The following is a 22,896-nucleotide window of genomic DNA, read 5'->3' on the forward strand; positions in this document are numbered from 1 at the left end:
AGTTGCGCGTCCGAGCCGCCTAACTAGGCTTCTCCTTGTCATGGCCGGTCTGGACGCACCGCCGCACGGCAGTTGCCATTCGCAGCACTGCACGGGGTAGCACGCGGGTTTCCAGGTACCGGGAGTGCCGTGGCCACCACTCTCGTCAGGGGATCGTCCATGAGAACGTTCGGCACTCGCACCACGCGCTATGTCCACGCTGCGGTACTTGCATCCGGCCTGGGCCTGCTCGGCAGCCAGGCGCACGCCGGCGGCGTCCTGATCTACGAGGCCGGCCAGGAAAGCGCGGGCCTCGCCAACGCCGGCTCCGCCGCCCTGGCCAGCGACCCCAGCGTGCTCATGAGCAACCCCGCCGGCCTCACCGAACTGGCGGGGACGCAGATCAGCGCCAACGCCCAGGTGATCCTCGGCGATATCCGCTTCTCCCGCGACGCCAACAACCAGTTCGACGGCAACGAAGGCGGCAACGCCCTGGAATGGCTGCCCGGCGCCAGCCTGTTCGTCAGCCACCAGATCGACGAGCGCTCGGCCATCGGCTTCGGCATGTACGGCAACTTCGGCCTGGCGGTGGACTACGACGACGACTGGGCCGGCCGCTATTTCACCCAGGAGGCCGCCATCATCGGCATCTCCCTGCAGCCGAACATCGCCTACAAGTTCACCGACCAGCTCTCGCTGGGCGTCGGCCCGCGCCTGGTGTACGGCTACTACCGCACCGAGGTGGCCATCAACAACAACCTGCTCGGCCTGCTCGACCGTCCGGACGGCCAACTGGAATACAAGGACACCGATACCGGCGCCGGCGTCAATCTCGGCCTCCTGTACAAGCTCGACGAGCGCACCCAGGTCGGGCTCGCCTACACCAGCAAGGTGAAGCTGGAGTTCGAGGACAATCCGGACGTGCGCGATGTCAGCAACCCGATCATCAACGCGGCGCTGGGCCGGCTCGGCGTCGACTCCCTGGAACTGGACTTGAACGTGCCGCAGACCGTGCTGTTCAGCGTGGCCCACCAGCTCGACTCGCAGTGGAAGCTGCTGGGCAGCCTGGGCTGGCAGGACTGGAGCGAGTTCGGCGACGTCGGCGTGGAAGTGGACGCCAACGCCGGTGGCGTGGATAGGTCCGTGGACCGCAAGTACAAGGACACCTGGCACGCCTCCATCGGCGCCCAGTACCAGGTCACCCGGCAACTGCGCTGGAACATGGGCGTGGGCTACGACAGCTCGGCGGTGGACGACGAAGACCGCACGGTGGACAACCCCATGGCCGAAACCTGGCGCCTGGCAACCGGGATCAACTATCAGGTGGACGAGGGGTTCGACGTGCATGTGGCCTACACCCTGGGGTGGCTCGGCGACATGGATGTGGAGCAGAGCAAGCGCCGCTCCGGCACCACCCTCTCGGGCAGCTACGACAACGCGGCCTTGCACATCATCGGCGGTGGCGCGACCTGGCGCTTCTAAACCGTTCTGATCGGCCAGCCGAGCGGTGCCGGGCAGACGCTCCTTGAGCATCGACACGCATTGCTGGCGGTTGCCTCGACAAGTACGGCGCATGTCGACCTCTGGTTCAACATCGTCACGCCTGTCGTCTTCGACTCGGGCCGTTTCTGTATTCTCCTGGGGGGATTCCATGGCGGTTGCATCCTTGCGGCTGTTGTCCGGCGTGTTCGCCTGCCTGGGCGCCGCGCACGCGCTGGCCGGTTCGGCGGGCTTCGCCGGTATCGCAGCCAGCGCCGACAGCGCCGAGACCGCCAGCGACAACCCCGCCGGCATGGCCCGGCTGGACAAGCCCAGCAGCACCCTCAGCCTGATGCAGGCCACCGGCTTCGGCACCTTCGAAGTGGATGAAGGGCGGACCACCACCAGCGGCGGCGACCCGGACAACGACCTCAACCCGGTGATGATTCCCCAGGCCTACTACGTGAGGCCGCTCAGCGACACCCTCCATGCCGGCATCTCGCTGACCATCCCTTCCGGGTTCGGCTCGGAGTACGGCTCCGACTGGGCCGGCCGCTACTACACCGACAGCTACTCGCTGGTGTACGTGGCCGTGACGCCGGCGCTGTCCTGGCGGATCAACGAGCAGTGGTCGGTGGGGGCCTCGGTGGGCATCAACTACATCTCGTCGCAGTCGGAAGTGGCCATCAACACCCTGACGCCCGGCGCCGGCGATGGAAAGCTGGAGGCCGACCTCGACGGCGTGGGCACCAACTTCAGCCTGTCGCTGCTGTGGGAAATGACCGAGAAGACCCGCTTCGGCCTGGTCTACACGAGCGAATCGACCACCGATATCGACGGCGACCTCAAGTTCCGCAACACCGGCCCGGTGATCGGCGGGCTGCTGGAACGGGGCATCCTCCCCGACGACATCGAAGTGGAGCAGGTGATGCCCCAGCGCATCATCGGCGGTGTGTACCACGAACTGGACTCGGGGGCGTTCATCGTCGCCGACATCGCCTGGGTGGAGTTCTCGCAATTCGGCGCCAACTCCATCTCCCTGGACGGCGAAACCCTCCATGTGGAAGACAGCGGCTTCAACAACTTCTGGGCGGGCACCCTGGGCTACGGCTTCCCGGCCAACGGCGGGCTGCGCTACACCCTCGACACCTTCTACGTGCAGGCCCCGGTGGACGATGGCAAGCGCAGCCTGGCCATGCCGCTGGACCGCATGTGGGGCGTGGGCGCCGGGGTGCAGGTGGAATACGCCAGCGGCAAGGCCATGGAGTTCAACCTGCACCTGGTGGACTTCGGCAAATCCCCCGTGGACACCGGCCCCTCCGCCGCGCGCGGCCGCGTGGTGGGCGAAACCGAGCACCCGTACGCGGTGATCGTTTCCGGGGCATACCACTTCTAGACTGCCGCGCACCTTGCGCGTCCCGCGAACAACCCCGCGCCGAGCTCATCCCAGCCTTGTGGGGGCGAATTCATTCGCCAAGGGCGGCGCAGCTGCCCCAGCGTACCCGGTTATCGCGAATGAATTCGCTCCTGCAAAAGCCCGGTTTCCATATCCCCCCGGGGGGATAGGATGTGGCGGTCCATTTCCTTGCACGGGGTCTTGCGATGAGCAAGCACGAACGCGGTCACCAGCACCAGAGTCATGGCGATATCGTCAAAAGGTTGAAGCGGGCGGAAGGCCATCTGCGCAGCATCATCGGCATGATCGAGGACGGTCGCGCCTGCGTGGACATCGCCCAGCAATTGCACGCGGTGGAAAAGGCCGTCTGCCAGGCCAAGCGCACCTTGATCCAGGACCATATCGACCATTGCCTGGAACACACCGTGGGGGGCGCTCACCAGTGGCGAGCGTGCCCCACTGGAAGAGTTCAAACAGATCACCAAGTACCTCTGACCCGCCATGTCCAGCTTCGCCGAAATACTGCAACAGGGGCCGGCCCATGCCTGGCTCTATTTCCCGAGCGCCATCCTTCTGGGCGCCTTGCACGGGCTGGAGCCCGGCCACTCGAAGACCATGATGGCGGCTTTCATCGTCGCCGTTCGCGGCACCGTGAAGCAGGCGATCCTGCTGGGTTTGGCCGCGACCGTTTCGCATACCGCCGTGGTCTGGCTGGTCGCTCTGGGCGGCATGTACCTCGGGCAGAACCTCGACGCCGAGACCACCGAGCCGTATTTCCAGCTGGCATCTGCGGCGATCATCGTGGCCATTGCGCTGTGGATGCTCTGGCGCACCTTGCGCGGCGAGCAGATGTGGCGTTTCGAGCAGGACGAGGACCATCACCATCATGACGAAAGCCGGCGTATCGACACCGGCCATGGGCGAGTCGAGCTGTCGATTTTCGAACAAGGGGTGCCGCCGCGCTGGCGGCTGAATGTGCTCAGCGGTCACACCTGGGATGCCGGTGAGGTGACCTTGCAGACCACCCGAGCGAATGGACGCATGCGGCGTTTTGCGTTCGCGGATCGTGGCGGCTATCTGGAGTCCGTTGACGAGATTCCAGAGCCTCATGAGTTCGGCGTGCGCCTGAGCCTGGGGCACGGCAATCACTCCCACGATTACGACCTGGACTTCCGCGAGCATGAGCACGACCACAGCCATGCCGAGCTGGGCGGGCTGGAACTGTCACTGGAGGGCTACCAGGACGCCCACGAGCGCGCCCATGCCAACGATATCCGCCAGCGTTTCGCCAATCGGAGCGTGACGACGGGGCAGATCATCCTGTTCGGCCTGACGGGCGGGCTGATCCCCTGTCCGGCGGCAATTACCGTGCTGCTGCTCTGCCTGCAGGTGAAGGAGGTCGCCCTCGGCGCCGTGCTGGTGCTGTGTTTCAGCATCGGCCTGGCCCTGACCCTGGTCAGCGTGGGCGCGGCGGCGGCCATCGGAGCCCGGCGGGCCTCCAATCGCTGGCCCTGGTTGGGGGCCGTGGCGCGTCGCGCGCCCTATCTGTCCAGCCTGCTGATCATCGGTGTGGGTATCTACGTCGGCCTCCATGGCTGGATGGGGCTGAGCGCCCAGCTCGGCTGAACCGGGGCGAGCTCTGCTAGCGAATAGTCCCCGCGCCGCGCTTATTCCAGCCTTGTGGGGGCGAATTCATTCGCCAAGGGCGGCGCAGCTGCCCCAGCGTACCCGGTCATCGCGAATGAATTCGCTCCTGCAAAAGCCCTGGGCCGGTAGCCCGGATTTCATCCGGGCCACACCTGTGCGCAACTGACCGCCGTAGGAGCGAGCTCTGCTCGCGAACAACCCCGCGCCGAGCTCACCTTCGCCTGATGGGTTTCGTACCTCAACCCATCCTACGTGCTGAACCGGGGCGCGCGATGACCGTTCGGGCCGTCGTGGCGTCTACAGGCCCTGGGTGGGCCGGCCGGCGTCACGCCAACCGGAAAAGCCATCGACCAGGTAGCGCGCGTCGAGCCCCATGGCTTCGAGGGTGGCGGCGATGCCCTGGCTGATTTCGTGGCCATGGGCGCAATAGAGCACCACGGGCCTGTCCCGTGGTACGGAGTCCTTCCAGCGCAATACCGACTCGGGGTCGAGCCAGTGCGCGTCAGCAATGACCGCCGCGTCAGCCGCACGCACCGCTTCGCGGCGTACATCCAGCAGCGTGAAGCTACGTCCTGCCGTTTGCCACTCCATCAGTTCACAGCTCGTGATTCGGTTCATCGCACACCTCTCAGGCACGCAACAGATGCACCGCCAGCCCAACAACGGCGCAGGCCAGCAGCACCTGGATGACACCCCGCTTGTAGCGGAACAGGGCAATCGCCGCTGCCACGGCGATCAGCGCCGACGGCCAGTCGAAGCGGCCGGCAAAGCCTGACGGCCAGAGCACGTGGTAGCCGAAGAACAGCGCCAGGTTGAGGATCACCCCCACCACCGCAGCCGTGATGGCGGTCAGCGGCGCCGTGAACCTCAGCTCGTTGTGGGTGGACTCCACCAGCGGCCCGCCCGCCAGGATGAACAGGAACGACGGCAGGAAGGTGAACCAGGTGACCAGGGCGGCCGCCACGGCGCCGGCGAGGAAGGCCTGGTCGGCACCGAACATGGGATGCACATAGCCGCCGACGAAACCCACGAAGGCGACGACCATGATCAGTGGCCCGGGGGTGGTTTCCCCCAGGGCCAGGCCGTCGATCATCTGCGTCGGCGTCAGCCAGCCGTAGTGGCCCACCGCGCCCTGGTAGACGTAGGGCAGCACCGCGTAGGCGCCACCGAAGGTCAGCAGTGCCGCCTTGGTGAAGAACCAGCCCATCTGGGTCAGGGTGCCTTGCCAACCGAAGACGGCCGTGAGCAGGCCCATCGGCAGCAACCAGAGCACCGCGCCGATGGCCATCAGTGTCAGCAAGCGGGACCCGCGAAAACGCGCATGCTCGGGCGTCGGCGTATCGTCATCGATCAGTGCCGGGCCGTAGCTGGCCTTGGCCGCGCCGTGGCCACCGCCAAGTGCGAACTTTTCCGGCGCCCAGCGGCCACCCATGTAGCCCACCAGACCGGCGCCCAGCACGATCAGCGGGAAGGGCAGGTTCAACGCGAAGATGGCCACGAAAGACGCCGCCGCGATCCCCCACAGCCAGTTGTTCTTCAGCGCCCGTGAGCCGATGCGATGGGCGGCCTGGACCACGATGGCGGTCACGGCCGGCTTGATGCCATAGAACAGGCCGGCTACCACCGGCACCTCGCCGAACGCGATGTACACCCAGGACAGCGCGATCAGGATGAACAGCGACGGCAGTACGAAGAGCACGCCGGCAATGATGCCGCCCCAGGTGCGATGCATCAGCCAACCGATGTAGGTCGCGAGCTGCTGGGCCTCGGGGCCTGGCAACAACATGCAGTAGTTCAAGGCATGGAGGAAGCGCCGCTCGCTGATCCAGCGCCTGCGCTCCACCAGCTCCTGGTGCATGATCGAAATCTGCCCGGCGGGCCCGCCGAAGCTGATGAAACCGAGCTTCAACCAGAACAGGAAGGCCTGGAACAAGCCCACGGGAGCGGTGCGGGTTTGCGACTGCTCGGCGGGCCGCACGGTGGTTTCATTCATCGTTCATCTCGTCCTACGCAAAGGCGCTCAGCAGGCCATCGAAGACGGCGTTGGCGGCGCTCAGGAGCTGATCATCATCGGTGATGCTTTCCCGCAGACCCGCCAGCAGCCGCTCGATACCCGCCGCCTCGGCCGGCTGCACACCGCCTACGTCCAGGTAATGCACCAGGGCGGCGATTTTCCCCAGGGCGGGGGCGTTCAGCTCGAAACTGGCTTGCAGGGTCTCGAACGTGACGCGGTTGCCGACGTGGCTGAAGGTGGCACCGTCGAAATCGAAGCCCAGCGCGTCGGGTGGGCAATCATGGGGCGAGTCCAGCCAGAGGATGCGCGCGTCGTGATCGATGAAGCGGCGAATCAGCCAGGCACTGGCGAGGCGATCCACCCACGGGCGCTTGCGAGTCGCCCATGTGCGTCCCTGATAGTCCTGCTGCCTCTGCAACGCAATGGGCTGGTCATGGCTGGATGGCTCGTCCGCGGAGAGGGCGCGGCTGACGGCGGTTTCCAGCTCCTGCAGAGCCGCATCGACCTGTTGGCGAGTCTGGTCCGCGAAGAAATCGATGTTCGCCAGCTGGGCAAAGGCCTTGCGAAGTTTGCGCACCTGCCTGGTGGAAGCCAGCGCGTTCTCCGCCCTCAGCTGGGTTCGGCAGGCGTCGATCTCGGTGCGCAGGTTCGCATAATCCTCGCTGCGTTCGAACAGTGGGATGAAGCGCTCACCCTGCGGGTCCTGGATGGGGAGCAGGTAGGCGGTGCCATTGATCGAAAGGATGTCGCGTTCGATATCGGCGAGCGCCGCGCGGCACATGTCGCTGTCGGGGAGCAGGTACACCCCGTCCCTCAGCACGGCGGCACCGGAGGCCTTCAGCGCGCGCCAAGCCCGCATGCGTGCGGTGGCATTGGCGGTGGGGAGGGCAAGAACGAGAGATAGCCAGTTTTTCATGTAGATCTCTCAACATGATTTGTATCTATCTCTACGTTATTCCTGCTCGAGGCCCAGGCAAAGCTCCGCCTGTCTGAAGACAGGCGGCTTCACAGGTCGATGTCGAGCTGTCGTCGATGTCCGCTCCTTGCCGATCACCAGCGCTTGTGAGCGGCGGCGATGGGGCGGGAGCGTCCGGTCTGCGGCTGGTCAGGGGCGTGCCGCAAGCATCCCGCCTATCGGTTCAACTCGTACGCGCACATGTTGACCGTGGTGGCCAGGTTCAGCGATTCGATGGCGCCGCAGCCCGGGATCGTGAAGGGCTGGGCATCGAGGGCCATCAGCTGCTCGCGGGGCACGCCGCGAGCTTCGTTGCCGAACAGGTAGCAATCGAAGGCCTTGAATCCGGCCGCTTGCACGGGCTCGCCCTGCATGTCCAGGCAGGCGATGCGCGCAAAGCGCGAGCCCAGGGAGTCCAGCTCCACATCCAGCTCCATGGGCGCATGGAAGATGGCGCCCATGCTGGAACGCACGACCTTGGGGTTGTATGGATCGACGCTGCCGGGGCTGAGCAGGCAGCGGAAGTTCCCGAACCACGCCAGGGTGCGCAGGATGGTGCCGAGGTTGCCCGGGTCCTGGATTTCATGCAGGTAGATGGCGCGCTCGTTGCCGGCGGGCGCGGAAACCGGCGCGGCCGGTGCCGGCATCGGCACCACCGCGATGATGCCCTGGGGCGTCTTGGTGTCGGCGATCTGCGCCATCTGGCGGTCGTTGATCAGATGGGTCTCGAACGGGCTTTGCCAGTGCTCGAAGGCGCCGGTCACATACAGCTGGCTGCGCAGCAGTAGCGGGTTGTGCACGGCGGCTTTTTGCAGCTCCAGCAGCAGATGCTCGCCCTCCACCAGAAAATGACCGAACTCGGCCCGGTACTTTTTCTGGTGAAGTTTCTTGATGTCGTCGAGTTTCATCAGGGCGGCGCTCAGTGGGTCTGCGCTTCGGTCTGGTTCAGCCCGGCCAGCAGCGACTTGGCCAGGGCTTCGGCGACCTTGATGCCGTCCACGCCCGCCGAGAGGATGCCGCCGGCATATCCGGCGCCTTCACCGGCCGGGTACAGGCCACGCAGGTTGAGGCTCTGCAGCGTCTCGTGGTCGCGGGTGATGCGCACCGGGGACGAGGTGCGGGTCTCGATACCGGTGAGCACCGCGTCGGGGCGATCGAAGCCGCGAATCTGCTTGCCGAAGGCCGGCAGCGCCTCGCGGATGGCCTCGATGGCGTAGTCCGGCAGCGAGGGCGCCAGATCGCCCAGGCGCACGCCGGGCTTGTAGGAGGGTTCCACCTCGCCGAATTCGCTCGACGGCACGCCGCGAATGAAGTCGCCCACCAGCTGCGCGGGGGCGCAGTAATCGCTGCCGCCCAGCACATAGGCGTGGGACTCCAGGCGCTCCTGCAGTTCCACGCCGGCCAGCGCGTCGCCGGGGAAATCCTGCTCCGGGTTGATGCCCACGACTATGCCGGCGTTGGCATTGCGTTCGTTGCGCGAGTACTGGCTCATGCCATTGGTCACGACGCGCTCCGGCTCGGAGGTGGCCGCTACCACGGTGCCGCCCGGGCACATGCAGAAGCTGTAGACGGCGCGGCCGTTCTTGGCGTGGTGCACCAGCTTGTAGTCGGCGGCGCCCAGCTCCGGATGGCCGGCGTACTTGCCCAGCCGGGCCTGGTCGATCAGGCCTTGCGGGTGCTCGATGCGGAAGCCCACGGCAAAGGGCTTGGCCTCCATGAACACGCCCTGGCGGTGCAGCATGCGGAAGGTATCGCGGGCACTGTGGCCCAGCGCGAGCACGACATGGCGGCTGTGGATAGTTTCGCCATTGGCCAGCACCACGCCCTCGAGCTGGCCATCGTCGATCAGCAGCTCGGTCACCTTGCTTTCAAACCGGACCTCGCCGCCGAGGGCGATGATTTCCTCGCGCATGGCCGATACCACACCGGTGAGGCGGAAGGTGCCGATATGCGGCTTGCTCACGTAGATGATCTCTTCCGGCGCGCCGGCGCGAACGAACTCGTGCACCACCTTGCGGGCGTAGAACTTCGGGTCCTTGATCTGGCTGTAGAGCTTGCCGTCGGAAAACAGGCCGGCACCGCCTTCGCCGAACTGTACGTTGGATTCCGGGGTCAGGACCTTCTTGCGCCACAGCGCCCAGGTGTCCTTGGTACGGCTGCGCACGTCCTTTCCGCGCTCCAGCACGATGGGCTTGAAGCCCATCTGCGCGAGCAGCAGCGCCGCGAACAGGCCACAGGGGCCGAAGCCCACCACCAGCGGCCGCTCGGTGAGGTCGGCCGGGGCCTGGCCCACCGGGTAGTAGTTGGTGTCCGGGGCCGGGCGCACGTTGTGGTCGTCGCTGAAGCGCGCCAGGATCGCCGCCTCGTCGCGGGCCTCCAGGTCGATGATGTAGATGAACAGGATGACGCTGTTCTTCTTGCGGGCATCGTAGCTGCGCTTGAACACGGTGAAGTTCAGCAGGTCGGCATCGCTGATTTTCAGGCGTTGGACGATGGCCTGGCGCAGTTCATCGGCGGAGTGATCGAGGGGCAGGGACAGTTCGTTGATGCGAATCATGGCGGTAATCCTGGCCGGTGACTCCGGCAAAGGAAGCAATAGGGGAGGGGGTAAGCCGCCAATTGTAGCCGCCGCCGCCCCCCCCTGTCAGGCCTGGCCCGATGGGGCACCCGCCCGGCGGATTTAACCTGGGCGGCGTTATCGGCTTATAATCGCCGCCACTTTGCGCCCAATCGCTTGCGTTCCGTCCTATTCGTTGGTGCGCTCCCCACTTCGATTCTCCCTGTTGGCTCTCCCATGAAACGATCCAAAAGCAGCCGCCGCTGGCTGGATGAACACGTCAACGATCCCTACGTCAAACGGGCCCAGAAGGATGGCCTGCGTTCCCGTGCCAGCTACAAACTCATCGAGCTGAACGAGAAGGACAAGCTGATCCGCCCCGGCATGCTGATCATGGACCTGGGCTCCGCCCCCGGTGGCTGGTCGCAGGTGGCCGGCCGGCTCGTCGGCGAAAATGGCCGGGTGATCGCCAGCGACATCCTGCCGATGGACCCGCTCGACAACGTCGACTTCATCCAGGGCGACTTCACCGACGACGCCGTGTTCCAGCAGATCCTCGACCTGCTCGCCGGCCGCCAGCCCGACCTGATCATCTCCGACATCGCCCCCAACATCAGTGGCGTGGCCGCCGCCGACCAGGCCTCCTCCATGTACCTGGTGGAGCTCGTCCTCGACATGGTCCGCCAGGTGCTCAAGCCCAACGGCAACTTCCTGGCCAAGGTCTTCCAGGGCGAAGGCTCAGACGAGTACCTGAAGGATGTGCGCACCTCCTTCGAGAAGGTGGTGATCCGCAAGCCGGAAGCTTCCCGACCGCGCTCGCGGGAGGTCTACCTGGTGGGCAAGGGCTTCAAGGGCTGAGGCGCCCACTAGCTACTCCGGCCTCGCATCTCGCGCAATGCCCCGTTCAGGGGCATTTGCTCCTGCATCCCACCGCAGCCCCAGGCGTTCGGCCTGTTCCGCACACCAGCCTCGATGTTCCACCGGCACGTTTTCGAGGTTGAGTACGAGGCTGCCATCGCTTTGCTGGTTCACCTCGACGGTGAGCCGAAGCCCCCGCTGTTCCGCGCGTTCGTTGTACGCGTGCGCCGCCGCCAGCTCGCGCAGGCGGTGCTTGATGATCTTGCCCACCGCCGTGACCGGTAATTGCTCCAGCAGGAAAATCCGTTTCGGGCAGGCCGGGCGTTCGGCCATGTGTTCAAGGGCGTACGCGAGCAGCTCGTCAACCCTGGCCAGGCTGCCCCGGCGCAGCTGCACGAAGGCCACCGGTAGTTCCCCTGCATATTCGTCGGGCATGCCGACGGCGGCGGCCAGCGACACCTGGGGGTGGGACTCCAGGCAGTTCTCGATCAGCGCCGGGTCGATGTTGTGGCCACTGCGGATGATCAGGTCCTTGGCCCTTCCGGTGATGAAGAGGTTGCCCTGGTCGTCCAGGCGCCCCAGGTCACCGGTGCGGAGCCAGCCGTCCTCCAGCGGGTTTTCGCCGTGTCCCAGGTAACCGGGGAAGACGGTCGGACCACGCACGCAGATCTCGCCGTTGCCGGCTATCCGAACCTCGATCGCGCCACTCACGTGGCCAGCGCTGCCGGGTATGGAGGGGCATTCGAGGTTGGGCAAGGTGATGACGCCGGCCGCCTCGGTCATGCCATAGGCCTGGTACAGATTCAGCCCGGTCATGGCGCGAAGCTGTTCGCAGAGTGCCGCCGGCACCGGTGCGCCGCCCGAGATCATTAAACGCAGCGAGCTGATGTCATGGCCGCCAAGGGGGACCTCGAGCATGGCCGCAACCGACGTCGGGATGCCGCCACTGATGGTGATGCCGTACCGCTCGACCAGTTGCCAGTGACGCTGGATCACCTCTGGATTGCGGAAGCCTGCGAGGGTCGGCAACAGCATGTGCAAGCCGCTGGCGATTCCGCCCAGGCTGTTCACCAGGGCGCCCGCGACGTGGAAGAGCGGCAAGCCGTTGAGCGCCACGTCAGCGGAACTGGCGGCCATGCAACGCACATAGGCGTGCGCTGCCGCCACCTGATTGGCGTGGGTGTGGCAGGCCAGTTTCGGCAATCCGGTGGTGCCGCCGGTGTGGAAGTAGGCGGCGATGTCGTCGGCCTGCGGCTGCAACTGTGCCTCCAGCTCGGCGGCGCTGTAGTTGTCCAGCAATGCCTCGAAGCTGAAGTCGCCCCCCGCGGTCACGACCGACACGCATTTGGGCTGGTGTGGCAGGCGTCGGGCAACGTTCAGGGTCTTTTGCCAAAGGTCGGAACCGGGCATCGGTCCGAGTACGAAGATCAGCTCGGTGTTCGCCTTCAGCATCAGGTTGTACAGCGCATCCTCGCAGAGCAGCGGGTTGAGCGGGTTGGCAACCCCGACGCAGGCGGCGGACCAGAGCAGGTACTGGCTCTGGGGAATGTTCGGCAGCAGCAGCGAGACTACCGGTTTACGGCTGCCTGCAAGGTCGAGAATCAGCCGCGCCGCGCGGTGGGTGTTGGCCAGCAGCTCGCCATAGCTCACCTGCTGCCCCTCGATTGGACTCAGGTCGCTGAGGTAGGTCAGTGCCGGTTTGTCACGATGGGCACTGGCAGACGCTTGCAGCAGCTCGTAGACGGTTTTCGCACGAGGAGGAGGGAGCATGGCAGGTTCCTGCGGATTGTTTTCTCGATTCTGTGCAGGCCATGGGAGGGGCGGCATTAACAAATGTTAAGAACCTGCGGTAGTGACTCAGAGGTTCGACGAGGCCTTTGCGCGTGCGCTGAACGAGCTGGGATCGGCTGCAACCACGGCTTCGACGCCAGGTTGCTCGATAGGCGGTAGCGCTAGTGGGCCGTCTGTTGACCCAGGTCCATGAACAGCCGGACGTGCGTTGTCCGGCTGCTGCGCATCCGCCAGAATTCACCTCATTCCGTTCCAATCGAGGCTAGCAACCATGCGCAAATCATTCTCCGCACTTGCTTTCAGCATCCTGGCGTCCCAGTACGTAGTCGCCGGCGAAACCACTAACACGGCGGTCGGCGGTGGCGTCGGTGGGGCCCTGGGGAGCGTGGTGGGCCAGGCCGTCGGCGGCAGCACCGGCGCGGCCATCGGTGCCGGCCTCGGCGGCGCGGCGGGCGGCGCGGTGAGCGCGAAGGATGGCAAGAAGACCGAAGCGGCTATCGGCGGTGGCCTCGGTGCGGCCGGTGGCCAGGTGCTCGGCAACAGCGTGGGCGGTGCCACCGGTGGCGCAATCGGCGCCGGCCTGGGTGGCGCTGCCGGCAGCGCCATCGGCAACAACCTGGCCGATGACGACGACCACCACGACAACCACAAGGCCAGCCACAAGCGTAAACACAAGCACAAGCATCACGACTGACCCCAGCGGTCGTTACCCGCAAGCCCGCCTTCCTGGCGGGCTTTTGCTTTTCAGCGTGCGATTGCGGGGTTGGCTGTGGAGGGATGGTGGGTACGCAGGGTGCTGGGGTAGGGGCACGACCGGTGTCAGCGGGCAGGGCAATCAGGGCCTGCCCCGTCATGGCCCCCGGTTAGGCCGGGATCATCTGTCGGACGGCCTGCTTCTCCAGCGCCTCCACCAGCCAGGTGCAGAAGCTGCGGGTGAGCGGGTCGCCCTCGCTGTCGCGGTGCACCAGCCAGCTCCAGTTCGGGCCACGCACGGTCTGCTCCGTGAGGGGCACCAGCAGCGCCTGATCCCGCGCGCGCCCGGCCAGCAACTGGCTCACCAGGGCGATGCCCAGCCCCTGGCTGGCGGCATCCAGCAGCAGGCCGGGATCGGAAAAATTCAGCCCCTGGCTCTGCTGGCCGATGTCGGCGCCGCCCTGCACCTGCCAATGGCTCCAGTCCATCTCGCGCTCGCCATGCAGGGTCGTCCGCGCATTCGCCGGCAGCTCCAGCAGGCCGGGGTGGCACGCGGGGTAGAGGCGGTCTTCCAGGAGCACGCGCAGGCTGCATTCGGCCTGTGCGCTGAGGTCGTCGCGCACGGCGATGTCGATGGTCTGGGTGGCCATGTCCGGCGTCTCGTCGGTGGTCAGCAGCCAGAGGTCCACCTGCGGGTGGCGCCGGTGGAAATCCGCCAGGTGCGGCACCAGCCAATGACGGGCGAAGGCCGGGGTGGTGTTGACCACCAACTGATTGGGCTTGCGGTACTGGTCGAGGCGGCGGATGCCCACGGCCAGTTGCTGCAACAGGGATTGGGTGGTGCTGAGCAGGTCGAAGCCGGCATCGGTCAGCGCCACGCTGCGGCCGTTGCGAAAGAACAGCGGCTGTTCGAGAAAGCTTTCCAGGCTGCGAATCTGCTGGCTGATGGCCGACTGGGTGAGGTGCAGCTCTTCGGCGGCCTTGTGGAAGCTGCCGAGGCGAGCAGCGGCTTCGAAGCCGCGCAGGGCATTCAGGGGTGGCCAGTGTTTCAGCATGATCGATAAGCCTTGCTAATCAGTGATCCGCAAAATCTATCGTTTGTTCCCGCATTTTTACAGGCCTAGCATGCAATCAACTACCGAGGCCTCGGTTTTCGCTGATAACAAAATCTGAACTCAAGGCACTTGTATGCAACTGAATGATGCGCAGAACGGCTGGGTCATGCCCGCCGAATGGGTCCAACATGCCGCCACCTGGATGGCCTTCCCCCACAACCGGGCGCTCTGGGAGAACGGCTGGGGCGTGACGCTGGCCGAGGTGCAGGTGGACTTCGCCCGGGTGGCCAACGCCATCGCCCGCTTCGAACCGGTGAAGATGGTGGTGGACCCCTCGGCCGTGGAGCGTGCCCGCGAACTTTGCGGACCCAACGTCGAGCTGATCGAACTGGCGATCAACGACAGCTGGTGCCGCGACTCCGGCCCCAGCTTCGTCTGCCATCCCACCCTGGGCGTCGCCGGGGTCAACTGGCGCTTCAACGCCTGGGGCGGCAAGTCCGCCTTCGACCTCGACGAGAGCCTGGCCCGGCGCGTGCTCGGCCACCTCGGCATGGAGTGCTTCGACACGGTGCTGACCAACGAGGGCGGCGCCATCCATGTCGACGGCCAGGGCACCCTGATCACCACCGAGTCCGTGCTGCTCAACAGCAACCGCAACCCCGGCATGAGCAAGGTGGAAATGGAGGAAATCTTCACCCGCCTGCTGGGGGTGAAGAAAACCATCTGGCTGCCGGGCGACCCGGACTACGTCACCGGCGACATGACCGACGGCCACGTGGACGGCGTGTGCGCCTTCGCCCGCCCAGGCGCGCTGCTGCTGGACGCCACCCGCGATTCGTCCTCGACCTACGCCAAGGTGGCGCGGGAGAACCGCCGCGCCCTGGAGCTGGCCACCGACGCCCAGGGCCGCCGCTTCGAGATGCTCGAACTGTACGAGGCCAGCGAGGCGGTGGACCCGAACGCCGAGGTGTTCTGCGCCTCCTACACCAACTTCTACATCGCCAACGGCGCCATCATCATGCCGGCCTACGGCATCGCCGCCGACGACGAAGCGGCGGCCACCCTGCGCCTGGCCTTCCCCGGCCGCGAAGTGGTGCCGGTGCAAATCAACCAGCTGGCCCATGGCGGCGGCGGTGTGCACTGCATCACCCAGCAACAGCCGGCCTGGCCGCTGAAGGGGTGATGGCATGAGCATCCTCACTGTCGCCACCACCCAGTTCCCCTGCAGCTGGGACCTGGGCAAGAACCTCGACCAGGCCGAGCAACTGGTGCGTGAAGCCGCCGCCAAGGGCGCGCAGCTGATCCTGCTGCAAGAGCTGTTCGCCACGCCGTACTTCTGCATCGAGCAGCACCACAAGCACCTCGCCCTGGCCGAGGAATACGGCCAGAGCCGCGTGCTCAAGCGCTTCGCCAACCTCGCCCGCGAGCTGGGCGTGGTGCTGCCGCTCAGCTGGTTCGAGCGTGCCGGCAACGCCTACTTCAACTCCCTGGCGGTGGCCGATGCCGACGGCACCTTGCTGGGCGTGTACCGCAAGACCCACATCCCCAACGCCATCGGCTACCAGGAGAAGGAATACTTCAGCCCCGGCGATACCGGCTTCCGCGTCTGGGACACCGCCTTCGGCCGCATTGGCGTGGGGATCTGCTGGGACCAGTGGTTCCCCGAAACCGCCCGCTGCCTGGCGTTGATGGGCGCCGAGGTGCTGCTCTATCCCACCGCCATCGGCTCCGAGCCGGGAGCGGCCGAGCTGGATTCGCGAGACCACTGGCAAATGGCCCAGCGCGGCCATGCCGCGGCCAACATCCTCCCGGTGATCGCCGCCAATCGCGTGGGCCATGAAGTGGCGACCACCGATCCGGAACTGCAGATGCGCTTCTACGGCTCGTCCTTCATTACCGATCACAAGGGCAAGTTGCTGGCCGAGGCCGGCCGTGACGACACCCGCGTGCTGGTGCAGCGGCTCGACCTCGGCCTGATGCGCGAGGAGCGACTGAACTGGGGCATCTACCGCGACCGTCGCCCGGAAATGTATGGCCCGCTGCTGGGCCTGGATGGCCGTCAAACCCACGTACGCTGGCAGCGCCAGGGAGACCGCACATGAACGCCATGAAAAAGCTCCTGATCGGTTCGCTGAGCGTTGTTCTGCTCGGTGCGCAGCTCACCGCCCAGGCCGAGGAAAAAGTCCTGCGGCTGTACAACTGGGCCGACTACTTCGCCCCGGAAACCCTCGCGGCCTTCAGCAAGGAAACCGGCATCCAGGTCATCTACGACGTGATGGACAGCAGCGAAACGCTGGAAGCCAAGATGATGTCCGGCCACAGCGGCTACGACCTGATCTTCCCCGGCGACACGGTGGCCGAGCGCCTGATGCGCGCCGGCGCCCTGCAGAAGCTGGATACCGCCAAGCTGGAGCACCTCGGCGACATCGAGCCCGGCCTGCGCAACCTGCAGACCAAGTACCCCTACTCGCGGCACGCCACCGTGCCCTACACCTGGGGCACCATCGGCCTGACCTACAACCAGGCGCTGATCGAAAAGCGCCTGGCCGATGCGCCGGTCAACAGCCTGGACATGATCTTCAAGCCGGAGCTGGCGGCGAAGTTCGCCGACTGCGGCATCTCGATGATCGACTCGCCCGACGAAGTGCTGGCCGTGGTGCTCAACTACCTCGGCCACGACCCGCGCAGCAGCAAGCCCGATGAGCTGGCCGAGGCGGTTGCGCTGCTCAAGGGCATCAAGCCGTACATCCGCAAGTTCCAGTCGCAGCCGGTCACCCAGCTGGTCAACGGCGACATCTGCCTGTCCCTCGGCTACAGCGGCGACATGACCCAGGCGCAACGGGCCGCCGACGAGGCCGGCAAGCCGGAGCGCTTCCAGTACCGCATCCCCTCCGAGGGCACCACCGTGTGGATGGACACCATGGCGATCCCGGCCGACGCCCAGCATCCGGAATACGCCTACGCGCTGATCAACTTCATCATGCGCCCGGAAAACATGGCGGCCATCAGCAACGCTACCGGCTACCCCACCTCCAGCGCCAAGGCCAAACCCATGGTGGCCGCCGACATGCGCAACAACCCGGATATCTATGTCGACGAGGCCACCTATGCGCGGCTGATTCCCGGCAAGGACATCCCCCAGCGCGACATGCGTGCGCGCATGCGTGCCTGGACCACCTTCAAGACCGCCATCCACGACTGATCCGCACAGGACGCGGCGCCCGCAAGCGGGTGCCGCCGCGATCCACTCGCCCACCCAACAGAGGACCTTCCATGTCTACACGTCGTGACTTCATCAAGCAGCTGATGGCGGCCAGCGGTGTCGGCGCCGTTGCCTCCCTCGGCCTCGGTTTCGGCGCGGCCCGCGTGCCGGCCGCCCTGGCCGCGAGCTGGTACATGCCCGACGAACACGGCCCGCAGGAGCGGGTGATCCTCGCCTTCGCCGCCTCCTCAAAGGTCTGGCAGGGCTGGGAGGGCGCGGTGAACAACTGCATCGCCCTGTTGGCCAAGACCATCGCCAAATACCAGCCGGTGACCGTGCTGTGCCGGGCCAGCCAGCTGTCCCAGGCCAAGAGCAAATGCGGCACCACCAACATCGAATTCCTCACCATGCCGCTGGATGACGTCTGGGTGCGCGACTACGGCGGCTGCTTCGTGGTGGACGGCGCCGGTGGCCTGGGCCTGGTGGACTTCAACTTCAACGGCTGGGGCGGCAAGCAGACCTCGGCCAACGACACCGCCGTGGCCGATCCGCTGAGCTACGAAATGGAAGCCGCCTACATCCGCAGCGCCCTGGTGGGCGAGGGCGGCGGCATCGAGGTGGACGGCCATGGCACCGCGATCATGACCGAGAGCTGCTGGGTCAACAGCAACCGCAACCCAGGGCTCAGCAAGGCGCAGATCGAAGCCGAACTGAAGGCCAACCTCGGCCTGCGCAAGATCATCTGGCTGCCGGGCATCAAGGACAAGGACATCACCGATGCCCACGTCGACTTCTATGCGCGCTTCGTCCAGCCGGGCGTGGTGATCGCCAACCTCGACAACGACCCCAAGTCCTACGACTACGCCGTGACCCGCAAGCACCTGGAGATCCTCAAGAGCGCCACCGACGCCGACGGCCGCAAGCTGGTGGTCCACACCCTGCCGCCGCCCCTGACCAAGCGCAACAACCAGTACACCCAGGGCAACCCGGATTTCGCACCCGGCTACATCAACTACCTGCCGATCAACGGCGCGGTGATCGCCCCGCAGTTCGGCGACGCGGCGGCGGACAAGTACTGCAAGGACCTGCTGACCAGGCTCTATCCGGGCCGGGTGGTGGAACAGGTCAATATCGACCCCATCGCCGCCGGCGGTGGCGGCATTCATTGCGTCACCAAGAACCTGCCGCGCACCTGAGGTATGACCTTGTGGGGGCGATTTCAATCGCCAAGGGCAACGCGTTGCCCCATGGAATCGAGACGGCCGAACCTGCGGTCCGGTCAGCGAATGAATTCGCCCCCACAACTACATGGGAATCTCCCCGCAGGCACAGCCCCGTAGGATGGGTTGAGCCCGCGATACCCATCGAATCCGAGCACCGCCCCCAAAAATGGCGGACCGGACCATGGGAGCTTCGCGAACGGAAACTATGGATGGCGGAATAGCTGAGCGTTGTTATTGATGAGGGTTTGCGCGATATCTACCGAGCCATTGATGGCGAACTGAACCCCCATGCACACGAGCAAAAAACCCATCATGCGCGAGATGGCATCGATGCCTGACGGGCCGGTCATTTTCATGATCAGCTCTGACGCGCGCAAACAACCCCAGAGAATCAGCGCGGTAGAAAGGAAGATCAGTGGCGGCGCTACCACCAATACCCAGGCTGGAAAGGTGGTGTTGTACTTGAAGGTGGCGGAAGCACTGATGATCAGCGCGATGGTGCCCGGCCCTGCCGTGCTGGGCATGGCCAGCGGGATGAAGGAAAAGTTGGCGCGTTGCGCCCCGTCGTTGTTGGCGGTGGTTGGCTGGGAAGGCTGAGGGAAGAGCATACGTGAACCAATGATTATCAGGATTCCGCCACCAGCGATGCGCAAACCCGGTATGGAAATATTGAAGACATCCATGATCAGTTCGCCCGCATAGAAGGCGAGCGTCATGATGACGAAGACATTGATCGCCGTGCGCAGCGCCTGCTGGTTCTTCTCTTCGCGGCCAAGCCCTTGGGAGAGCGTCAGGAACAGCGCCACTGTCGTGGGTGGGTTTATCAAGGGCAGCAAGGCCAGCAGCCCCAACACAACTACGTCGAATAAATCACCCATGCCCAGCCATCCTTAAACTGTTCTGGCGGATCCCCCGCGAGTGCCGGCAGCGGAAACGATCCGCGTCGGCAGCGTCGTCTCAATATAGACAAGCAGGGCGATGGTGAAGCCTGGGCGACACACCGCCGTAGGAGCGAGCTCTGCTCGCGAACAACCCCGAACTCCTGTAGGGGCGATTTCAATCGCCAAGGGCAACGCGTTGCCCCAAAGGCAAGCAGGCCTCACCGGTCCCCCGCCCATGATTCGGCGGGCTCCATGGGTGGAGGTGAAACGCGACATCCACCCGACCTACTGCCCCTTTGGCCATCAGTGAATCGTGGGGAAACGCTCTTTCACCAACACCTGGGCCTGATAGGCCAGCTGGTCGAGCAGGCGGTCGCGCTTGTTCTCGGCCTCGCGCATGGCCTTCTGGCCATGTTGCTTCACCAGGTAGGCGTGGATCTGCCGCACTTCCTTGGATTGGTAGATCGGGGCCAGGTCCTGCACCGCCACCATGCCGTCCGAGCGGTGGTCGCGGGTGTTCAGCAGCACCTGCGGCCCCTGCGCGGCCAGTACCTGGAACCCCATGGCCTCGAAGGCCGGCACCTTGCTCGCCACGCAGGCCAGCTCGACGTGGGGCCGATGCAGGGTCACCCGCTGCAACAAGGCCCGGGCGATACCGCGCCGGCGGTGGCTGGCCGCGACGGCCATATAGGCCAGGGTGCAGGCCTCGGCATCATCCTGGCTCGGCAGGTACAGGGCAAAACCCAGCACCTGGGAGGGGTCTTCATCATCCAGGGCCAGGATCAACCGCGCGCTGCTGTCCACGGCGCTGTCCATGCCCTGCAGATACAGGTGCACTTCAAAGCCGATCACGTACTGATACAGCTGATAGAGCGGATTGCTGGGCGTGAGCGGCACCGGGCTGATGTCGCTGAAGTAGTCCACCACCATTTGCAGAACCTGACTCTTCAGCGATTCGGGCGGCGATGTATCCAGGTTTACAAGGGTGAACATCTGAAGCGGGCTCCGGGCGTGCCCGATCCGGGGGATCGGCGCGGTCGCCATTGTAACGCCCGCAAGCACCAAACGTTTTGAGACCCTGTGGGGGCGATTTCAATCGCAGCTCCCCGCAGGAGCGAGCTCTGCTCGCGAACCCCCCCGCGCCAAACTCACCCCAACCCTGTAGGGGCGAATTCATTCGCCAAGGGCAACTCGTTGCCCCGGTGCCGGCACACATCCCCTGTGCCGTACTCACCCCAACCCTGTGGGGGCGAATTCATTCGCCAAGGGCAACTCGTTGCCCCGGGACGGCACACAATCCCCCGCGCGCACCCACCCCTGTAGGGGCGATTTCAATCGCAGCTCCCCGTAGGAGCGAGCTCTGCTCGCGATCACCCCCGCACCAAACTCCCCCCAACCCTGTAGGGGCGAATTCATTCGCCAAGGGCAACCCGTTGCCCCGGGACGGCACACAATCCCCCGCGCGCACCCACCCCTGTAGGGGCGATTTCAATCGCAGCTCCCCGTAGGAGCGAGCTCTGCTCGCGATTCCCCCACGCCAAACTCACCCCAACCCTGTAGGGGCGAATTCATTCGCCAAGGGCAACCCGTTGCCCCGGTGCCGGCACACAACCCCCGCACCAAACTCCTCCCCAACCCTGTAGGAGCGAATTCATTCGCGAAAGGGCAACCCCGTTGCCCCAACAAAACAAAGGCCCCTCTCCCAACCCGGAAGAGGGGCCCACCTCACCTCACACCAACGGCAACTTCTCCATCTTCGCCAACCGCAAGAAATCCTTCTCGTTGCTCCGGGACAAATAGATCACCGCCTCCATCAACGCACTCTCCTTGACGTTGTCCAGATAGGGCCCGGGAATCCCCTCTCGCATCGCTGCATTGTCCAGGAGGACTTCAGCCAGCACCCGCACCGTGTTCAGCCGCGAATCCAGCCGATTCACCAGCTCCCACAGCCGCCGCTCATCAAGGTCCTCGCTCATGCCGACGCCTCCTTGCCGCTAACCATAAAGGCCGGCAAATCCCGCCAGGCCACCCACACCTCACCCTGCCAGCGCACCACACCAATCCGCCGGCCTTCATAGCTCAGCTCGTTCCGGCGCGGCGCCGCATCCGGCACCCGGTGATAGTCATGCAGCGTTGGCACCAGCACTGCGCTGATCCAGCGGCCGACAGCCTCATGCTCAGGCCCGCCGAACTGGAACAGCGCCCGGTAGGCGCCGATATCGCTGATGGCGGTGACGTCTTCGTGGAAGTCATGGGTGTAGCCGAGGCAGAGGGTTTGCTGCTCGTGGGGCTCCAGGGCCTGGAGCAGGGATTGGGCATCGGGGAGGCCGATTAGACGCGCGAAGTCATGGGCGACGAACCAGGGCTGGTTGTCGACCATCACCGCGCGCAGGCGCTGGTGGTGGTGATAGAAAACGATTGGGGTGTATGCGTCGTGCATGGCGAATCTCCTCTTGCGATAGGAAGACTCCACCACCCGCGCTGTCATCGAGGGTGGCGGATCGCGCGGGGTTGACAGACCGAGGCAAGAGAACCCGGCAGACCACGAGGGTCTCCCCACGCGATCTGCCATAGATCAATGCAGTTGAAAACTGCATGCGAGCGAGAGCCTGCAGAAGCAGTTCGCCGCTTCCGCATGCACCTCTGAGGCGCAATCGCGTCTCTCGCTGTCAGGCTGTCAAACCCGGCCACGGGATTGACCGTGACGGGGAGGGACACTAGCCAGGGCGCGCGTAGGGCCTCAAGGCTAATGGGGTGTGGGAAAGTTCTCTGTAGGGAAGGGGAAAGAGAGTCGGAAAAATCTGTAGGAGGTGGCCGTGTGGACGACGCCATTATGTTGGTCAAACCAACTGGTTTCGTGCTTTGGCGTTACATGGGGACGGATTGGTGGACTGCAAATGGATGTAGCTGGCTGATAGACGCCGCGTTCGAGCGGCGGTTATCGGCCAATAGCGGTCATCGCGAGCGTGTCAATCGTGACAGCTAATTGAGCATGGCAGACGTTACGCCCATCTGTTGGTAGCTGGGTATAGACCCTCTTTTCGACGTCGAAGCGAAACCATTTAGTCGCCTTGGCAATCAGCAGATTCGTTCTAACAAGTCGCTAGCAAGCTCTAGCCGGGGCTGATGGCTCGCTCCACTTCTCTGCCCCGCGAAGCGTTGCGAT

At 65.1% G+C, this 22,896-nt stretch carries 21 protein-coding genes and 1 pseudogene; 10 read left to right on the forward strand and 12 right to left on the reverse strand.

The annotated features are described in order from the left end of the window. The first annotated feature begins 159 nt into the window (after window positions 1-159). Window positions 160-1,461 carry an OmpP1/FadL family transporter gene (locus tag PCA10_RS06705; protein ID WP_016491283.1) on the forward strand — a complete coding sequence of 434 codons (1,302 nt, stop codon included), beginning with the start codon at window positions 160-162 and terminating at the stop codon, window positions 1,459-1,461. Window positions 1,462-1,630: 169 nt separating this feature from the next. Then, entirely contained in the window at window positions 1,631-2,854 is a 1,224-nt protein-coding gene (locus tag PCA10_RS06710; RefSeq protein WP_158491036.1) for an OmpP1/FadL family transporter, read from the forward strand. Window positions 2,855-2,964: 110 nt separating this feature from the next. On the opposite strand, the gene PCA10_RS31285 is transcribed toward PCA10_RS06710, so the two are convergent. After that, window positions 2,965-3,204: a hypothetical protein gene (locus tag PCA10_RS31285; protein ID WP_394296611.1), complete on the reverse strand. Its 240-nt coding sequence runs from the start codon at window positions 3,202-3,204 to the stop codon at window positions 2,965-2,967. Between PCA10_RS31285 and PCA10_RS29500 the strand changes: the two are divergent. Beyond that, window positions 3,118-3,349: pseudogene (locus PCA10_RS29500) on the forward strand (metal-sensing transcriptional repressor). The gene PCA10_RS31285 and the pseudogene PCA10_RS29500 sit on opposite strands and share 87 nt — an antisense overlap. A gap of 6 nt (window positions 3,350-3,355) precedes the next feature. Further along, window positions 3,356-4,480 carry a nickel/cobalt efflux transporter gene (locus PCA10_RS06720; protein WP_016491286.1) on the forward strand — a complete coding sequence of 375 codons (1,125 nt, stop codon included), beginning with the start codon at window positions 3,356-3,358 and terminating at the stop codon, window positions 4,478-4,480. 318 nt (window positions 4,481-4,798) lie between these two features. Here PCA10_RS06720 and PCA10_RS06725 read toward each other — a convergent pair whose 3' ends face one another. From PCA10_RS06725 to PCA10_RS06745, 5 genes are all read right to left on the reverse strand, one after another. Beyond that, window positions 4,799-5,119: a rhodanese-like domain-containing protein gene (locus tag PCA10_RS06725; protein ID WP_016491287.1), complete on the reverse strand. Its 321-nt coding sequence runs from the start codon at window positions 5,117-5,119 to the stop codon at window positions 4,799-4,801. Between the two features lie 10 nt (window positions 5,120-5,129). Next, window positions 5,130-6,494, reverse strand: coding sequence for a chromate efflux transporter (gene chrA, locus PCA10_RS06730; protein ID WP_016491288.1), 1,365 nt, complete (start codon window positions 6,492-6,494; stop codon window positions 5,130-5,132). 13 nt (window positions 6,495-6,507) lie between these two features. Continuing rightward, window positions 6,508-7,431: a chromate resistance protein ChrB domain-containing protein gene (locus tag PCA10_RS06735; RefSeq protein ID WP_016491289.1), complete on the reverse strand. Its 924-nt coding sequence runs from the start codon at window positions 7,429-7,431 to the stop codon at window positions 6,508-6,510. A 215-nt stretch (window positions 7,432-7,646) separates the two neighbouring features. Continuing rightward, on the reverse strand, window positions 7,647-8,378 hold the full coding sequence (locus PCA10_RS06740) for a TrmH family RNA methyltransferase (protein WP_016491290.1): 732 nt from the start codon (window positions 8,376-8,378) through the stop codon (window positions 7,647-7,649). Between the two features lie 11 nt (window positions 8,379-8,389). After that, window positions 8,390-10,027 (reverse strand): NAD(P)/FAD-dependent oxidoreductase, encoded by a 1,638-nt coding sequence (locus PCA10_RS06745; RefSeq protein WP_016491291.1) that lies wholly within the window; start codon window positions 10,025-10,027, stop codon window positions 8,390-8,392. Window positions 10,028-10,264: 237 nt separating this feature from the next. Between PCA10_RS06745 and rlmE the strand changes: the two genes are divergently transcribed. Then, on the forward strand, window positions 10,265-10,885 hold the full coding sequence (gene rlmE / locus PCA10_RS06750) for a 23S rRNA (uridine(2552)-2'-O)-methyltransferase RlmE (protein ID WP_016491292.1): 621 nt from the start codon (window positions 10,265-10,267) through the stop codon (window positions 10,883-10,885). A 12-nt stretch (window positions 10,886-10,897) separates the two neighbouring features. On the opposite strand, the gene PCA10_RS06755 is transcribed toward rlmE, so the two are convergent. Next, a complete protein-coding gene (locus tag PCA10_RS06755) occupies window positions 10,898-12,655 on the reverse strand; it encodes an AMP-binding protein (protein WP_016491293.1) in 1,758 nt (585 codons plus the stop codon). 292 nt (window positions 12,656-12,947) lie between these two features. Here PCA10_RS06755 and PCA10_RS06760 point away from each other — a divergent pair, with 292 nt between their 5' ends. Further along, window positions 12,948-13,370, forward strand: a complete 423-nt coding sequence (locus PCA10_RS06760; protein WP_016491294.1) for a glycine zipper domain-containing protein — start codon at window positions 12,948-12,950, stop codon at window positions 13,368-13,370. A 169-nt stretch (window positions 13,371-13,539) separates the two neighbouring features. On the opposite strand, the gene PCA10_RS06765 is transcribed toward PCA10_RS06760, so the two are convergent. After that, complete coding sequence (locus PCA10_RS06765; RefSeq protein WP_016491295.1) at window positions 13,540-14,424, reverse strand: LysR substrate-binding domain-containing protein; 885 nt, start codon at window positions 14,422-14,424, stop codon at window positions 13,540-13,542. Between the two features lie 133 nt (window positions 14,425-14,557). Between PCA10_RS06765 and PCA10_RS06770 the strand changes: the two genes are divergently transcribed. The 4 genes from PCA10_RS06770 to PCA10_RS06785 all read left to right on the forward strand — a co-directional run bounded on the left by PCA10_RS06770 (window position 14,558) and on the right by PCA10_RS06785 (window position 18,822). After that, the gene (locus PCA10_RS06770) at window positions 14,558-15,607 is read left to right on the forward strand and encodes an agmatine deiminase family protein (RefSeq protein ID WP_016491296.1); all 1,050 of its coding nucleotides are present in this window, start codon (window positions 14,558-14,560) and stop codon (window positions 15,605-15,607) included. Window positions 15,608-15,611: 4 nt separating this feature from the next. Next, the gene (aguB, locus tag PCA10_RS06775; protein ID WP_016491297.1) at window positions 15,612-16,526 is read left to right on the forward strand and encodes an N-carbamoylputrescine amidase; all 915 of its coding nucleotides are present in this window, start codon (window positions 15,612-15,614) and stop codon (window positions 16,524-16,526) included. Then, window positions 16,523-17,626, forward strand: coding sequence for an extracellular solute-binding protein (locus PCA10_RS06780; protein WP_016491298.1), 1,104 nt, complete (start codon window positions 16,523-16,525; stop codon window positions 17,624-17,626). The genes aguB and PCA10_RS06780 overlap by 4 nt, the downstream gene beginning before the upstream one ends. A gap of 71 nt (window positions 17,627-17,697) precedes the next feature. Then, window positions 17,698-18,822 (forward strand): agmatine deiminase family protein, encoded by a 1,125-nt coding sequence (locus tag PCA10_RS06785; protein WP_016491299.1) that lies wholly within the window; start codon window positions 17,698-17,700, stop codon window positions 18,820-18,822. Window positions 18,823-19,052: 230 nt separating this feature from the next. On the opposite strand, the gene PCA10_RS06790 is transcribed toward PCA10_RS06785, so the two are convergent. The 4 genes from PCA10_RS06790 to PCA10_RS06805 form a co-directional block, all read right to left on the reverse strand. Next, window positions 19,053-19,727: a MarC family NAAT transporter gene (locus tag PCA10_RS06790; RefSeq protein ID WP_016491300.1), complete on the reverse strand. Its 675-nt coding sequence runs from the start codon at window positions 19,725-19,727 to the stop codon at window positions 19,053-19,055. A 306-nt stretch (window positions 19,728-20,033) separates the two neighbouring features. Then, complete coding sequence (locus PCA10_RS06795; RefSeq protein ID WP_016491301.1) at window positions 20,034-20,723, reverse strand: GNAT family N-acetyltransferase; 690 nt, start codon at window positions 20,721-20,723, stop codon at window positions 20,034-20,036. 737 nt (window positions 20,724-21,460) lie between these two features. Next, window positions 21,461-21,706 carry a hypothetical protein gene (locus tag PCA10_RS06800; protein ID WP_016491302.1) on the reverse strand — a complete coding sequence of 82 codons (246 nt, stop codon included), beginning with the start codon at window positions 21,704-21,706 and terminating at the stop codon, window positions 21,461-21,463. Further along, window positions 21,703-22,170: a BRO-N domain-containing protein gene (locus PCA10_RS06805; RefSeq protein WP_016491303.1), complete on the reverse strand. Its 468-nt coding sequence runs from the start codon at window positions 22,168-22,170 to the stop codon at window positions 21,703-21,705. The genes PCA10_RS06800 and PCA10_RS06805 overlap by 4 nt, the downstream gene beginning before the upstream one ends. Window positions 22,171-22,896: the final 726 nt, after the last annotated feature.

Source organism: Pseudomonas resinovorans NBRC 106553 (genome assembly GCF_000412695.1).
In the GTDB taxonomy this organism is placed as follows: Bacteria; Pseudomonadota; Gammaproteobacteria; order Pseudomonadales; family Pseudomonadaceae; genus Metapseudomonas; species Metapseudomonas resinovorans_A.

Bases quoted from the DNA above. Each gene is read 5' to 3' on its own strand.
- PCA10_RS06745 (WP_016491291.1), bottom strand. From the start codon at position 10,027: ATGATTCGCATCAACGAACTGTCCCTGCCCCTCGATCACTCCGCCGAT.
- chrA (WP_016491288.1), bottom strand. From the start codon at position 6,494: ATGAATGAAACCACCGTGCGGCCCGCCGAGCAGTCGCAAACCCGCACC.
- PCA10_RS06735 (WP_016491289.1), bottom strand. From the start codon at position 7,431: ATGAAAAACTGGCTATCTCTCGTTCTTGCCCTCCCCACCGCCAATGCC.
- PCA10_RS06705 (WP_016491283.1), top strand. From the start codon at position 160: ATGAGAACGTTCGGCACTCGCACCACGCGCTATGTCCACGCTGCGGTA.
- PCA10_RS06765 (WP_016491295.1), bottom strand. From the start codon at position 14,424: ATGCTGAAACACTGGCCACCCCTGAATGCCCTGCGCGGCTTCGAAGCC.
- PCA10_RS06760 (WP_016491294.1), top strand. From the start codon at position 12,948: ATGCGCAAATCATTCTCCGCACTTGCTTTCAGCATCCTGGCGTCCCAG.
- PCA10_RS06725 (WP_016491287.1), bottom strand. From the start codon at position 5,119: ATGAACCGAATCACGAGCTGTGAACTGATGGAGTGGCAAACGGCAGGA.
- rlmE (WP_016491292.1), top strand. From the start codon at position 10,265: ATGAAACGATCCAAAAGCAGCCGCCGCTGGCTGGATGAACACGTCAAC.
- PCA10_RS06740 (WP_016491290.1), bottom strand. From the start codon at position 8,378: ATGAAACTCGACGACATCAAGAAACTTCACCAGAAAAAGTACCGGGCC.
- PCA10_RS06780 (WP_016491298.1), top strand. From the start codon at position 16,523: ATGAACGCCATGAAAAAGCTCCTGATCGGTTCGCTGAGCGTTGTTCTG.
- PCA10_RS06710 (WP_158491036.1), top strand. From the start codon at position 1,631: ATGGCGGTTGCATCCTTGCGGCTGTTGTCCGGCGTGTTCGCCTGCCTG.
- aguB (WP_016491297.1), top strand. From the start codon at position 15,612: ATGAGCATCCTCACTGTCGCCACCACCCAGTTCCCCTGCAGCTGGGAC.
- PCA10_RS06795 (WP_016491301.1), bottom strand. From the start codon at position 20,723: ATGTTCACCCTTGTAAACCTGGATACATCGCCGCCCGAATCGCTGAAG.
- PCA10_RS06720 (WP_016491286.1), top strand. From the start codon at position 3,356: ATGTCCAGCTTCGCCGAAATACTGCAACAGGGGCCGGCCCATGCCTGG.
- PCA10_RS06770 (WP_016491296.1), top strand. From the start codon at position 14,558: ATGCAACTGAATGATGCGCAGAACGGCTGGGTCATGCCCGCCGAATGG.
- PCA10_RS06785 (WP_016491299.1), top strand. From the start codon at position 17,698: ATGTCTACACGTCGTGACTTCATCAAGCAGCTGATGGCGGCCAGCGGT.
- PCA10_RS06800 (WP_016491302.1), bottom strand. From the start codon at position 21,706: ATGAGCGAGGACCTTGATGAGCGGCGGCTGTGGGAGCTGGTGAATCGG.
- PCA10_RS06790 (WP_016491300.1), bottom strand. From the start codon at position 19,727: ATGGGTGATTTATTCGACGTAGTTGTGTTGGGGCTGCTGGCCTTGCTG.
- PCA10_RS06755 (WP_016491293.1), bottom strand. From the start codon at position 12,655: ATGCTCCCTCCTCCTCGTGCGAAAACCGTCTACGAGCTGCTGCAAGCG.
- PCA10_RS06805 (WP_016491303.1), bottom strand. From the start codon at position 22,170: ATGCACGACGCATACACCCCAATCGTTTTCTATCACCACCACCAGCGC.